The sequence below is a fragment of the Pseudoduganella sp. UC29_106 genome (genome assembly GCF_044055365.1).
Lineage (GTDB): Bacteria > Pseudomonadota > Gammaproteobacteria > Burkholderiales > Burkholderiaceae_D > Rugamonas.
Map to the genome: position 1 here is coordinate 5,481,153 of NZ_CP171977.1, position 14,427 is coordinate 5,495,579.

General features: G+C 65.7%; 3 protein-coding genes and 6 pseudogenes. 6 read left to right on the forward strand and 3 right to left on the reverse strand.

Annotation, left to right across the window (positions count from 1 at the left end; translation table 11 throughout):
* Positions 1-257 precede the first annotated feature (257 nt).
* From ACHMW6_RS27455 to glp, 4 pseudogenes are all read left to right on the forward strand, one after another.
* Positions 258-3,438 (forward strand): annotated as a pseudogene (locus tag ACHMW6_RS27455) (ribonuclease E/G).
* Positions 3,439-3,507: 69 nt separating this feature from the next.
* Positions 3,508-4,858, forward strand: a pseudogene (gene chrA, locus ACHMW6_RS27460) (chromate efflux transporter).
* A pseudogene (gene moaA / locus ACHMW6_RS27465) lies at positions 4,855-5,969 on the forward strand (GTP 3',8-cyclase MoaA); the annotation flags it as partial. The pseudogenes chrA and moaA, both read left to right, overlap by 4 nt.
* Positions 5,952-7,856, forward strand: a pseudogene (glp, locus tag ACHMW6_RS27470) (gephyrin-like molybdotransferase Glp). The pseudogenes moaA and glp, both read left to right, overlap by 18 nt.
* 48 nt (positions 7,857-7,904) lie before the next feature.
* On the opposite strand, the pseudogene ACHMW6_RS27475 reads toward glp, so the two are convergent.
* Both ACHMW6_RS27475 and ACHMW6_RS27480 read right to left on the reverse strand, forming a co-directional pair.
* Positions 7,905-9,135: pseudogene (locus ACHMW6_RS27475) on the reverse strand (DNA recombination protein RmuC).
* The gene (locus ACHMW6_RS27480) at positions 9,135-9,527 is read right to left on the reverse strand and encodes a group II truncated hemoglobin (RefSeq protein ID WP_395401667.1); all 393 of its coding nucleotides are present in this window, start codon (positions 9,525-9,527) and stop codon (positions 9,135-9,137) included. The pseudogene ACHMW6_RS27475 and the gene ACHMW6_RS27480 overlap by 1 nt, the downstream one beginning before the upstream one ends.
* A gap of 160 nt (positions 9,528-9,687) precedes the next feature.
* On the opposite strand from ACHMW6_RS27480, the gene ACHMW6_RS27485 reads away from it, so the two are divergent.
* Both ACHMW6_RS27485 and ACHMW6_RS27490 read left to right on the forward strand, forming a co-directional pair.
* Positions 9,688-10,896 (forward strand): sensor histidine kinase, encoded by a 1,209-nt coding sequence (locus ACHMW6_RS27485; RefSeq protein WP_395401669.1) that lies wholly within the window; start codon positions 9,688-9,690, stop codon positions 10,894-10,896.
* A complete protein-coding gene (locus tag ACHMW6_RS27490) occupies positions 10,893-11,963 on the forward strand; it encodes a hypothetical protein (protein WP_395401671.1) in 1,071 nt (356 codons plus the stop codon). The genes ACHMW6_RS27485 and ACHMW6_RS27490 overlap by 4 nt, the downstream gene beginning before the upstream one ends.
* On the opposite strand, the pseudogene ACHMW6_RS27495 reads toward ACHMW6_RS27490, so the two are convergent.
* A pseudogene (locus ACHMW6_RS27495) lies at positions 11,893-14,427 on the reverse strand (ABC transporter permease). The gene ACHMW6_RS27490 and the pseudogene ACHMW6_RS27495 overlap by 71 nt on opposite strands.

A 14,427-nucleotide genomic window follows, 5' to 3' on the forward strand; every position in this document is an offset into this window, starting at 1 on the left:
TCGACGATGTGCGCACGCCCTGATGCTCTCCCGCCCCCCGATGCGATCGGGCCGCCGGAGTATGCTGCAGGCAGTGCGCAAACTCGGCTTGACGATCGGTTTTCATGCGCCCAATGCGGCGGCAGCGCCTTGCGCAGCTGCGCCGCATGCAGAGGCATTTCCCCCTCAGCCTCCTTAATTCACGCGTATATCCTTGTACTGCGCCGCCTCTCCGGAGGCGGCTTTGAGATGGCCCAAGGGTCGCGGAGTTAATAAAAATGAAACGCATGTTGTTTAACGCTACGCAGCAGGAGGAGCTGCGCGTAGCGATTGTCGACGGTCAGAAATTGATCGACATCGACATCGAGACCGCCGGACGCGAACAGCGCAAGTCCAATATCTACAAAGGCGTCATCACCCGTATCGAACCCTCCCTCGAAGCCTGCTTCGTCTCCTATGGCGAAGATCGTCACGGCTTCCTTCCCTTCAAAGAAGTTGCCCGCAGTTATTTCCGCGAAGGCGTGGACGTGCGCAATGCTTCCGTCAAGGAAGCGCTGCGCGAAGGCCAGGAAATCATGGTGCAGGTGGAAAAGGAAGAGCGCGGTAACAAAGGCGCTGCGCTGACCTCTTTCATTTCCCTGGCCGGCCGCTACCTGGTGCTGATGCCGAACAACCCGCGTGGCGGCGGCGTGTCGCGCCGCGTGGAAGGCGAAGAACGCCAGGAACTGCGCGAAACGATGGACAAGTTGGACTTGCCGCAGGGCATGTCCGTCATCGCCCGTACCGCCGGCATCGGCCGTACCGTGGAAGAGCTGCAGTGGGACTTGAACTACCTGATGCAGCTGTGGCGCGCGATTGAAGGCGCCTCCAAGGCAGCCTCCGGCGCCTTCCTGATCTACCAGGAATCGTCCCTGGTGATCCGCGCGATCCGCGATTACTTCCAGCCGGACATCGGCGAGATCCTGATCGATACCGACGAGATCTACGAACAAGCGCACCAGTTCATGTCCCACGTGATGCCGGACATGGTGCACCGCGTGAAGCGCTACAGCGACGACGTGCCGCTGTTCTCCCGCTTCCAGATCGAACACCAGATCGAAACCGCCTACTCGCGCACGGTTCCGCTGCCATCCGGCGGCGCCATCGTGATCGACCACACCGAAGCCCTGGTGTCCGTCGACGTGAACTCGGCCCGTGCTACCCGCGGTTCCGACATCGAAACCACCGCCTTCCACACCAACTGCGAAGCGGCCGATGAAGTGGCCCGCCAGCTGCGCCTGCGCGACCTGGGCGGCCTGATCGTCATCGACTTCATCGACATGGAAGTGTCGAAGAACCAGCGCGAAGTGGAGCAGCGCCTGAAGGACGCCCTGCACCACGACCGTGCCCGCGTCCAGATGGGCAAGATTTCCCGCTTCGGCCTGATGGAACTGTCGCGCCAGCGCCTGCGCCCTTCGCTGTCCGAAGGCTCGCACGTGACCTGCCCGCGCTGCTCGGGCACCGGCCACATCCGCGATACCGAATCGTCCGCCCTGCAGGTGCTGCGCATCATCCAGGAAGAGGCGATGAAGGAAAATTCCGCCGCCATCCACGTGCAGGTGCCGGTCGACGTGGCCGCCTTCCTGCTGAACGAGAAGCGCGGCGAAGTGCTGAAGATCGAGAACCGTCACCGCATCACCGTGATCCTGATCCCGAACAAGCATCTGGACACGCCGCATTACAAGCTGGAGCGCATCAAGCACGACGATCCGCGCCTGGAAGACCACGCCGCCAGCTACACCATGGCTGAGCAGGCCGAGACCGACATGGCGTTCAGCAAGCGCCAGAAGGAAGAGTCCAAGCCGCGCCAGGAAGCCGTGGTCAAGACCATTACTCCGGAGCAACCAGCTCCGATGGTCGATCACAAGGCTGCTGCCGAGGCTGCCAAGCCGGCTGCGCCGGTGGCTGCCGCTCCGGCGCCGAAGGGTTTCTTCGCCAAGCTGATTTCCTTCTTTACCGGTGAGAAAGAAGAACCGGTCGTCGCTCCGGCTCCGGCCATCGTGACCAAGCCTGCCGCCGGTGAGCGCGGCGACCGCGGCGCACGTGGCCCACGCGGCCGCGCCCGCGGCAAGGGTGGCCGTGCCGAGCGCGAGGACCGCGAACCAGGTTCCCGTCCGGGCGCCGAGGAAGCCAAGCCAGCCGCAGAAGGCCGCAAGCCGCGCGAACCGCGTCAGCCGCGCGAGGCACGCGAGCCGCGTGAGACGGTTGAAGCCGTTGCACAGCCACGCGCCGAGCGTGCCGAGAAGGCCGAACGTGAACCACGCGAGCCGCGTGAGCCACGCCAGCCGCGTCAGCCACGCGAGCCGCGCGCCGAGAAACCGGCAGCGGCTCCAGCCGAAGCCGCCAAGGCCGAGGAACTGGCACTGGCCGCAGCGGGCGTCGGCCCGGTAGGCACCGGCACTGGCGCTCCCGAGACGCCAATCCTGGTCAAGCCGCAGAATGTCGGCCCTGAGGGCGAGGAAGTGGAAGGCGCTGAAGGCGAAGAGCCGCGTCGTCGCCGCCGCCGTGGTGGCCGCAACCGCAACCGCCGCGAACGCGAAGCCGCTGAGGGCGTGGATGGCGTGGAAGGCGTGAGCGCAGAAGGCGTCGAAGGTGCTGAAGGTGCCGAGACTGCTGCTGCCCCTGCTGTCGCCGCCATTGAAGCATCTGCTGAGGCCGCTGCTCCGCAAGCTGCTGTTGTCGCGGCCGAGGCTGCTCCAGCACCAGCCGCGGAGCCAGCCGCACCGGCTCCGGCTGTTGCACCGGCCGCTGAAGTGGCCGCCATCGAAGCACCGGTTGCGCCAGTGTCCGCTCTGGTCGCCGCCGAGGCCGCCCCAGCCGCCCCGGTTGCCGCTGAAGTTGCCGCTCCTGCCGCCGATGAAGCCCCGGTCCCAGCCATCCTGGCTGAAGCCATCCCGGTCGTGACGTCCGAGGCGCCGGCGCCAGCCGAGCCTGCACCGGTTGTCGTCACCGCTGCCCCGGCCGTGGCTGCGGAAGCTGCGATCGAGATCGCAGCTGAACCGCAAGTCGCCGCGCCAGTCGCAGCGCCAGCGGAAGAAGCGAAGCCGGTTGCACCGGAGCCCGCTGTTGCCGCGGCAAATGCCGTCCCGGCCGCAGCCGAGCCAGCCCCGGTAGCCGAGTACGCCTTCGAGCAAAAGCCTGTCGAAACTGCCCCAGCCGCAGTCGCCGCGCCGGCGCCAGCCCCGGCTCCAGCAGCGCCAGCACCGGCACCGATTGCGCCCGCTCCAGCAGCCCAGCAGGATATGCAGTCCGTCCTCGCCGCCGCCGGCCTGACCATGGCAGCAACCGACCCGGCCAAGCTGAAGGCCGCCCCAGGAAGCCGCGGCCGCCATCCAGGCACCGGTGCGCGTGCCACGCCAGCGCAAGCCGCAGCCGCCGGTATCGGACGAGCCGCTGGTCCAGGTGAACACCCGCCACTAAGGCATGGTGATTGCTAACTAAAAAGGGAAGCCTCGCGCTTCCCTTTTTTCGTCCAAGGAAAGCGAGCTCATGTCACAAAACGTGCCTGACCCCAAATTGCCGTCGTTGCGGGAAGCGTTCTGGTATTGGCTGAAGCTGGGTTTTGTCAGCTTTGGCGGGCCGGCGGGACAAATTGCGATGATGCATGCCGAGCTGGTCGAGCGGCGGCGCTGGATTTCGGAACACCGCTTCCTGCACGCGCTCAACTATTGCATGCTGCTGCCCGGCCCGGAGGCGACCCAGCTGGCGGTCTATATCGGCTGGCTGCTGCACCGGACGCGCGGCGGCATCATTGCCGGCACGCTGTTCGTGCTGCCCTCGCTGATTATCCTGATGGCCTTGTCCTATATTTACATGGCCTTCGGCAGCCTGCCGGCCGTGGCGGGCGTACTGTACGGCATGAAACCGGCCGTGGTCGCGATCGTGCTGGCTGCGGCCTGGCGCATCGGCAGCCGCACCCTGCGCAACGGCGCGCTGATGGCCATCGCGGCCGCCGCTTTTGTGGCGATCAGCATCCTGCAACTGCCCTTCCCGGCCATCGTTGCGGGCGCGGCGGTTATTGGCTGGCTGGGCGCGCGGACTGCGCCGGACAAATTCCAGGCCGGCGGTGGACACGCGGCCAAGGAAGCCCGCTACGGCCCGGCCATCATCGACGACCACACGCCGACGCCCGAACACGCCCGCTTCAGCTGGTCCCGCCTGGCGCGCAATGTCGGCGGCGGAGTGGGCCTGATGCTTGGCGCCTGGCTGCTGATCGCCTGGCTCACGGGCGTCGACCAGCCCCTGGCCCAGATGGGCTGGTTCTTCACCAAGGCCGCCATGCTGACCTTCGGCGGCGCCTACGCGGTGTTGCCCTACGTCTACCAGGGCGCCGTCGAAAACTTTCCATTGGCTCACGCCGGCCCAGATGATTGACGGCCTGGCCCTCGGCGAAACCACGCCCGGCCCGCTGATCATGATCGTGGCCTTTGTCGGCTTCGTCGGCGGCTGGACCCATGAGGTTTTCGGCGGCAACAGCCTGCTGGCCGCGGGCATCGCAGGCGCCACGGTAACCGCCTGGTTCACCTTCCTGCCCTCGTTCATTTTCATCCTGGCCGGCGGCCCGATGGTGGAAGCCACGCGCGGCGACATCCGCATGACCGCACCGCTGACTGCCATCTCGGCCGCCGTAGTCGGCGTGATCTGCAGCCTGGCCGTGTTCTTCGGCCGCCACGTGTTCATCACGCCCGCCGGGGTGGACTGGCTCAGCGCCGCCATCGCCGCCGCAGCCTGCGTCGCCCTGTTCCGTTTCAAGACAGGGGCCATCAAGGTATTGCTGGCATGTGCAATCGCTGGCGTCGTGCTATCGTATCTTCGTTATTCGAATTTCTTCCTTCAATGACCGAAAAGATCATCCTGCTGAACGATGGCCGCAGCCAGGCGCCAGCCATTCCCGCCACGCTGGAGGCACCCACCGGCAGCGTGCAGGACAAGCTCGCCCGTCCCCTCCACGACTTGCGCATCTCCATCACGGACCGCTGCAATTTCCGCTGCGTCTACTGCATGCCGAAGGAAGTGTTCGACAAGGATTACCAATACCTGCCGCATGACTCCCTGCTGACTTTCGAGGAAATCACGCGCATCGCGCGCCTGTTCATCGAGCACGGCGTGGAAAAGATCAGGCTGACCGGCGGCGAGCCCCTGCTGCGCAAGAATGTCGAGAAGCTGATCGAGATGCTGGCCGGCCTGCGGACGGTGTCCGGCAAGCCGCTCGACCTCACGCTGACCACCAATGCCTCCCTGCTGGCGCGCAAGGCGCAATCGCTGAAGGATGCGGGACTGCAGCGCGTGACGGTGTCGCTCGATGCACTGAGCGATGAGATCTTCAAGCGCATGAACGACGTCGATTTCGCCGTGGAAGAAGTCCTGCATGGCATCGACGTGGCGCACAGCGTGGGCCTGGGTCCGATCAAGGTGAATATGGTGGTCAAGCGCGGCATGAACGAGCAGGAAATCCTGCCGATGGCGCGCCACTTCAAGGACACGCCGCACATCCTGCGCTTCATCGAATTCATGGACGTGGGCGCGTCCAATGGCTGGAATATGCAAGACGTGATCCCCTCCCGCCGAAGTCGTGCGCCGCATCAGCGCCGAGATGCCGCTGGAGCCGGTCAACCCGAACTACACGGGCGAAACGGCGGCGCGCTGGCGCTATGTGGACGGCGGCGGCGAAGTAGGCATGATTTCAAGTGTTACCCAGGCTTTTTGCAAGGACTGTACCCGGTGCCCGCCTGTCGACGGAAGGTAAGCTGTACACCTGCCTGTTCGCGACGCGCGGCCACGATTTGCGCGCCCTGCTGCGCGAGGGCCGCAGCGACGCGGAAATTTCCGGCGCCGTCGCCCAGCTCTGGCAGGCGCGCAGCGACCGCTATTCCGAACTTCGCACCATTAACACCGACGGTCTCTCCCGCACGGCGGGCGAACGCAAGGTCGAGATGTCTCTATATCGGGGGATAAGTTTGAAGGTAAGCGCACTGATACTCGCGGGCGGCCGCGGCACCCGCATGGGCCGAGTGGACAAAGGCCTGCAACCCTTCCGCGGCGGCACACTGGTTTCCCATGTCCTGCAGCGTCTCTCGCCCCAGGTCGAAAGTGTGATGATCAATGCCAACCGTAACCTGCCCGCCTACAGTGCGCTGGGCGTTCCGGTGCTGCCGGACGAGCTGACCGGCTTCGAAGGTCCCCTGGCCGGCGTGCAGACCGGCCTGCGCCACTGCGAGACGGAATTGCTGGTCACCGCGCCCTGCGACTCGCCCTTCCTGCCCACCGACCTGGTACAGCGCCTGCTCGATGCGATGCAGGAGCAGGATGCCGACCTGGCTGTCGCCGCCACCCTGGAAACCGATGAAACGGGCAACACGCACACGCAGCTGCATCCCGTCTTCAGCCTGATGCGCAAGAGCGCCCTGCCCCAGCTGGATGCCTACCTCGCCACCGGCGCGCGCCGCATGGACGGCTGGTACAAGTCGATCAAGGTGGCCGAAGTGCAGTTCAACGATGCCGCCGCCTTCCGCAACATCAACACGCTGGACGAGCTGCAAAAGGAGGAAGCGGCAAGCGGCAAGCCTTCGCTGAAGGAAGTGGCCAGCTGCCTGTCCAGCTACGATCCCGAAGCGTTGCCCGTGCGCGATGCGCAGCGCATCATCCGCGAATTCATCCAGCCCGTGCGCGGCGTGGAAAAGGTGGCGCTGCGCAGCGCTCTCGATCGCGTGCTGGCGCAGGATGTGATCTCGCCCATCAATGTGCCTTCCCACGATAATTCGGCGATGGACGGCTTCGCCTTTGCGGGCGAGCAGCTGGGCAGCACACCGCTCACCCTGAAGATTATCGGCACTATCTACTGCGGGCCGGCCATCGCCGCTCAAGCCCGGCGCCGGCGAATGCGTGCACATCATGACCGGCGGCGTGATGCCCGAAGGCTGCGATACGGTACTGCCGCAGGAGCATGCGTCGGAGATTGGCGAGACGTCGGTGACGATTCCGCCCGGCGCCGTGCGCACCGGCGATAACCTCCGTTTCAAGGGCGAGGACCTGACCGCCGGCAGCGCGGCCCTGAAGAGGGCAAGATCGTGCGCCCATCCGACCTGGGCCTGATCGCTTCGCTCGGCATCGCCGAGGTGCCGGTGCAGCGCCGCCTGCGCGTGGCCTTTTTCTCCACCGGCGACGAGCTGCGCTCAATCGGCGAGCCGCTGGGCGAAGGCTGCGTCTACGATTCCAACCGCTACACCCTGTTCGGCATGCTGACGCGCCTGGGCTGCGACATCATCGACATGGGTTGCGTGAAGGATGATCCGGCCTCGCTGGAAGAAACCCTGCGCACGGCTTGCGAATGCGCGGACGCGATCATCACGTCCGGCGGCGTTTCCGTCGGCGCGGCCGATTACACCAAGCAGATCATGGCCACGCTGGGCGATGTGAATTTCTGGAAGATCGGCATGCGGCCGGGGCGCCCGATGGCCTTCGGCCGCATCAGCTCCAATGGCCACAGCGCCTATCTGTTTGGCTTGCCGGGCAATCCGGTGGCCGTGATGGTGACCTTCTACTTCTTTGCCCGCAATGCGTTGCTGCACATGATGGGCGCTGCGGCCGCCGGCGACCAGCTGCTGCGGGTGCGCTCGAAGTCCGCCATCCGCAAGAAGCCGGGGCGCACGGAGTATCAGCGCGGGGTGCTGTCGATGGCCGCGGACGGGGCACGGGAGGTATCGATCACGGGGTCACAGGGGTCGGGCATCCTGCGTTCGATGTCGGAGGCGAATTGCATGGTGGTGCTGCATGATGAAATGGGCAGCGTCGCCGAAGGCGATCTGGTGGACGTGATCGTGTTTGAGGGCCTCGTCTGAGCACGCACGGCGGATCAATGATCCGCCCTACGCTTTAACACTGCGCTCCTACGCTTCTTCGTCGGCGGAGCCGATTAGGAGCTGGGCGGCTTCGGCGGGGAGCGCTTCGACGGATTTGAGCTTGCGTGCCATCTGGCGGCTGCGCACTTCGGCCGATTCGATATTCTTGGCTGCGCGTTCCAGCGTGGTCTTCGTGGCGGCCAGCACGTCGCCGAACTTGGCGAATTCCGTCTTCACCGCGCCCAGCACCTGCCACACCTCGGATGAACGCTTTTCCAGCGCCAGCGTGCGGAAGCCCATTTGCAGGCTGTTGAGCAGTGCCGTCAGCGTGGACGGGCCGGCAATGCTGACGCGGTTCACGCGTTGCAGCTCGTCCGCCAGGCCGGGCCGGCGCATCACTTCCGCGTACAGGCCTTCGGTCGGCAGGAAGAGGATGGCGAAATCGGTGGTCAGCGGCGGCGCCAGGTATTTTTCCGCGATGGTTTTCGCCTCCCCGCGCACGGCGCGTTCCAGTTCGCGGCCCGCCAGCGCAACGGCTTCCGCGTCCGCCCGCTCGCCCGCTTCCAGCAGGCGTTCGTACTGCTCTTTCGGGAACTTGGCGTCGATCGGCATCCACACTGGCACGCCATCGTCCTTCTGGCCCGGCAGCTTCAGCGCGAATTCCACGCGCGCATTGGTGCCGGGGATGGTTTCGACGCTTCTTCGCATACTGCTCCGGCGTCAGCACCTGCTCCAGCAGCATTTCCAGCTGCACCTCGCCCCAGGTGCCGCGCGTTTTCACATTGGTCAGCACGCGTTTCAGGTCGCCCACGCCCAGCGCCAGCTGCTGCATTTCACCCAGGCCCTGGTGCACGCGCTCCAGGCGCTCGGAGACGTGACGGAACGATTCGCTCAGGCGCGTTTCCAGCGTGGCGTGCAGCTTCTCGTCAACCGTCTTGCGCATCTCTTCCAGCCGCGCACCGTTGTCGGTCTGCAGCTCGCGCATCTTGACTTCCAGCGTGGCGCGCACTTCGGCCAGGCGGCGCACATTCGACTCGGTCAACACCTCGATCTGGCGGCGCATGCTGTCCAGCTGCTGCACCGTGGCAGCGTGGGACTGGGCCAGCGTGTGGCCCATTTCCTGGCGCTGCGCCTGCGCCGTGGCCTGCAGCTGCATGCGCACTTCGCGCTCCACGCGGTCCAGGCGCTCGGCCATGTCGCCGCCGCGGCTGCGCAGCAGCGCCACCACCTGCAGCACGATGATGACGACGGCCAGCGCCAGCAGGATCGTCATTTCCATCAGTCGGCCTTGTTCCGCATCCAGTCGGCGGTCTGGTAGAAGGATTCCATCAGGCGCAGGCGCAGGTTTTCGGGAACGCCCACGTCTTCCATGGCCCAGGCCATGCAGCGCAGCCACTGGTCGCGTTCGCTGGTGCCGACGGCAAACGGCAGGTGGCGGGCGCGCAGGCGCGGATGGCCAAAGCGTTCGATAAACAGGTCCGGGCCGCCCATCCAGCCGCTCAGGAACCAGAACAGCTTGTCACGCGAACCTTCGGTGCTGGGCGGGTGCAGCGCCCGGATGCCGGCAAATTCCGGTTCCAGCTCCATCAGGTCGTAAAAACGGTCAACCATTTCGCGCAGCTTGGTCTCGCCGCCGATTACTTCATACAGGGTTTGGGATTCTTCACTCATAACCAACATCATAGCGCACCGCATCATTGATGCGGATCAAGCTAGCTGTGGATATAACTCATATTGTGAAAATTTGCTTGCATTATTAGAACTTGTTTAAAATCAAGCATCGCATTGCCTTTTCATTATGCATTTTTCGCCAGACAAGCTAATCAGGAATTTGCTGCGCCGTCGCAGCACCGACGACCTCGCCACGCTGCGGCTGTTGCTGCTCAGCTGGATGGGTCTCGCCTGCTTTCCGATTTTCCACCTGTTGTTCGTCGAGGTTTTTCCCCAGCCCTACGAAAACCTGACGCTGCGCACCATTGGCGTCGCCCTTTGCCTGGGCGGCCTGCTGGCGCGCCAGTGGCCGCTGCGCCATCGCGAGCGCTACACCTTCCTCATGCTGGCCTACGGCTTGCCGTTTTTCATCAGCTATATGTTCCTGATGAACGGCGCCAATGAAACCTGGACCCAGGCGCTGCTGGCGGCCCTGATCGGCCTGTTCCAGTTCCCCTTCCGCATGGCCCTGCGCGCCTATGTGGTGGGCACCCTGGCCGCCGTGCTGCTCGCCCTGGCCCAGGGCAAGGGCGCAGCCGTGCTGTCCCAGCCGGTGTTGCAACTGCTGCCCATTCACTGGCTGATGATAGGCGTGATGTCCATCGCCCGCGTCAGCCGCCGCACGCTGGAACATGAAAAGCTGAACGGCCTGGGCGAAGGGCTCGGCTCCGTGGCCCACGAACTGCGCACGCCGCTGGCCAGTATCGAGGCCAACCTGCGCGGCCTGTCGCGCCTGCAGGAACGTGCCTCCGACGACTGCGGAGATGTCTGCCAGGCCGCCCTGGCGCGCGCCCAGCATGAGGTGCGCCACATGAACCGCATGATTGACCTCTTCCTGCTGAGCGCATCCGCGCTGCGCAAACCGTCCGCGCCGGATGCCGTGCTGTCCATGCATGCCACGGTGGACGAAGCCCTGCGCCGCTACCCCTTCAGCAGTCCCGCCCAGCGCGAGCTGGTGGTGACCCAGGTGCGGCGCGACTTCCGCTTCAGCGGCCAGCGGGAAATGGCGGTGGTCGTGGTGCTCAACCTGCTGCGCAATGCGCTGCAAGCGGTCCAGCGCGCCGGCAAGGGCCGTGTGCGCATCATCGTCGATGGCACGCGCGCCCTGCCCCGCCTGCTCGTCATCGACACGGCCTGCGGCATCCCCAGCCGACAGTTGCCGCTGATCTTCAAGCGCTTTGTTGCCTTCCCGGCGCACAATGGTCCCGGTATCGGCCTGGCCCTGTGCCGCCAGATTCTCAACGCCTGGCAAGCCAGGCTGCGTTGCGTGTCCCGAGAACACGCATACGCAATCTTTGTTCTTGAATTTCCTCGATCAGGTGAATCATGAAACTGCCCGTGCACTTCCATCCCACAACGACCGTGCTGGTCGATGACAGCGACAGCTTCCTGCGCAGCCTGTCCTTCCAGCTCGATCCGGCCCAGCCGAATATCAGCTTCCATGACACCGTGGCGGCCCTGGAGTGGTTTGGCCGCAGCGTGCGCAGCGCCGACCTGCCCCTGCTGGTCAATTTCGACGATCCGCACCAGTCGGCCGAACGCCGCAACGTGACGGTGGACATGGCGCGCATCTGGCGCATCAGCGCCCAGCCGAAGCGCTTCACTATACCTTCGGTGCTGGTGGTCGACTATTCGATGCCGCAGATGGATGGCGTCAGCTTTTGCCAGGCGCTGCAGGGGCTGCCCTGCAAGAAGATCCTGTTCACCGGCGCGGCGGACGAGCGCATTGCCGTCGATGCCTTCAACCGCGGCCTGATCGACCGCTACATCCGCAAGAGCGCGGAAGATGCGCTGGACCAGCTGGAGCGCGACCTGGCGACGCTGCAGAAACAATACTTCCTCGAACATTCGGAAACCGTGTGCGAAATGCTGGCCCTGCACGACTTCGGCTTCCTCAATTGCACGGCCATCGCGCGCGTGGTCGATGAACTGTACCGCACGCACGGCTTCGTCGAGCACTATGTGTTCCCCAACCCGAGCGGCATCCTGTTCTTCGACCGCACCGGCCACCCCACGCTGATGATCATCGAAACGGCCCACGGCCTGCACGCGCAGTACGAGGTGGCGCGCGACAGCGGCGCCCCCCGTCCCTGCTGCTGGCCCTGGAGGAAAGGCGCGTGCTGCCCTTCTTCCCCCATGTGGGCAAGGACGGCATGTACACGGACGAAGTGGGCGAACAGTGGCACCGCTACTGCCGCACGCCCCAGGTTTGCCAGGGCAGGGATACCTGGTACTGGGCCCTGTTCGACCTGCCGCCCCGCTTCCTGGACAGCAGGCCCGCTTCCTTCGACAAATTCCTCCGTTCGCAGCGCCCTGCCGAAGCCGCTTAAGCTTCGCGCAGGGTCTGCAGCGGTGGGTGGTTCAGCACATTGCGCAGTCCCAGCCAGCCGCCGATGATGGCGCACACGGCGCCCGCCAGCAGGCCCGCCAGCCACACCCAGGGGCTGAAAGTCCACGCGAACTTGAACTGGTAAGTGGCCAGTCCCCAGCCCATCAGGCCCGCGCCGGTCGCGGCCAGCAAGCCCGCCAGCCCACCCACCAGCAGGAATTCGATCATCTGCGCCTGCGACAGCTGCTTGCGCGTTGCGCCCAGGGCGCGCAGCAGACCCGCCTCACGCTTGCGTTCGTCCTGCGATCCCATCAAGGCCGCGTACAGCACCAGCACGCCCGAGGCCAGCGTGAAGGCGAACAGGAATTCGACGGCCTGGATCACCTGGTCCAGCACGGCCTGCACCTGGCGCAGTACGCCGCCCACATCCACGATGGTCAGGTTCGGGTAGTCGCGTGACAGCGAGGCGCCCAGCGCCGCCGCCTGCTTCGGCAGGTGGAAGGCGGTAATCCAGGTCTGCGGCGTTTCGGCCATCGCGGCCGGGTTGATGATGACGAAGAAATTGACCCGCATCGAGCCCCATTCCAGCTTGCGCAGGCTGGTAATTTTCGCTTCCACGGGCGAACCGGCGATATCGAAGCGCAGCGTGTCGCCCAGCTTCAGGTTGAGCGTCTTTGCCAGGCCCTCTTCCACCGAGGCTTCGGCGGCTCCGGGCCTGTCGCTGTACCACTTGCCGGCGGTGACCTGGTTCTGCGCCGGCATGTCCGTCATGGTGGAGAGGTTGAATTCGCGTTCGGCCAGCCCGCGCGCCCGTTCGTCGGCATAGGTATCGCGCGTGATCGTACTGCCGTTCACGGCCACCAGGCGGCCGCGGATCATGGGATAGAGCGGAATCTCGGCCACGCCGCCCTTGGCCAGCTTGCTGCGGAGTTCATCCTTCTGTTCCGGCTGGATATTGATCACGAAACGGTTGGGGCGCATCAGGCGGGGTCGCGTTGCGCCACGCTGTCATCAGGTCGCCGCGCACCACGGTCAGCAGCAGGAGCGCCATCAGGCCCAGGGCCAGCGACACGACCTGCACCACGGTGGCTCCCGGCCGGCGCCTGAGCGAAGTCACGGCAAAACGCCAGCTCTGGTGTCCGGACAGGTGGCGCAGCGAGGACAGCGCCCGCAAACCCAGCCAGCCCACCAGCCCAAACACGGCGAAGGCCGCCAGGAAGCCGCCGCCCGTGAACAGGGCCAGCTGACATCGCCCGCCTGCCACAGCAGCAGCGCACCGAAAGCGACGATGCCCATGCCGTAGGTCGCCAGCGTGGCAGGCTTGGGCGGCGCCGCCTCGCGCCGGATCACGCGATTGTGCGGCACATTGCGCAGCTGCAGGATGGGCGGCAGTGCGAAGCCGGCCAGCAGCAGCATGCCGGCGGCCAGGCCCTGCACGGCTGGCAGCATGCTGGGCGCCGGGATGTCGGTGGCGACCAGGGAGCCCAGCAGCTCTACCAGCAGGTAGTGGCTGGCGAAGCCCACCAGCACGCCCAGCAGGCTGCCCGCCAGGCCGACGAGGATGAATTCGGTCAGGTACAGCACCGTCACCTGGTTCTGGGTCAGGCCCAGGCAACGCAGCATGGCGCAGGAATCGAGATGGCGCGTCATGAAGCGGCGCGCTGCCATCGCCACGGCCACCGCCGCCAGCATCGCCGACAGCAGGCCGACCAGGGACAGGAAGCTGTCGGCCCGCTCCAGCGTGGCGCTCATTTCAGGGCGGCCATCCTGCAGCGAATCGATGCGCACGCCGCGCACATTGCCACCCTTGATGGTCTTGCGCAGCCAGTCGCCATAGCTCTTGATGGCAGCGCCCGGGGCGCCGCTGCCCGCCTCCGCCACCAGCAACCGGTAGCCGACGCGTGCGCCAGTCTGCACCAGGTCCGTGGCCGCCAGGTCGCCCATCCCCAGCATCACGCGCGGCGCGAAATTGATGAAGCCCGAGCCGCGGTCCGGTTCGGCCGCGATCAGTTGTGCGACGCGGAACACTTTTTCGCCCAGGCGCAAGTCGCCGCCCACGCGGGCGTCCAGGCTGGCCAGCAGCGCGGCATCGATCCACACGGTGCCGGGCGCCGGGATGCCCTCGGCCGGCACGCCGATGCTGTCCGCCGCCTGGTCGGCGCTGGTGGTGATCTTCAGACGGCCGCGCAGCGGGTAGCCGTCGCTGACGGCCTTGATCGAGGACAGCACCGATTGCGCCGCACCACCCTCTCCCGTCTGGGCCATGCTGGGGAAGGCCACCGTCTCGGCCGCGCGCAGGCCGCGCTTCAGCGCTTCCTCGCGCCAGGCCGACGGCATCGGGTTATCGGCCGTGACCAGCAGGTCGGCGCCCAATAACTGGTGCGCATCGCGATCGAGGCCGCTGCGCAGGCGGTCGATGAAGAAACCGGCGGCGGACAAAGCCGCCACCGCCACGGTCAGTGCGATCAGCAGGAAACGCAACTGCCCGGCGCGCCAGTCGCGCGCGGTCATACGCAGGGCTTGGCGCAGCAT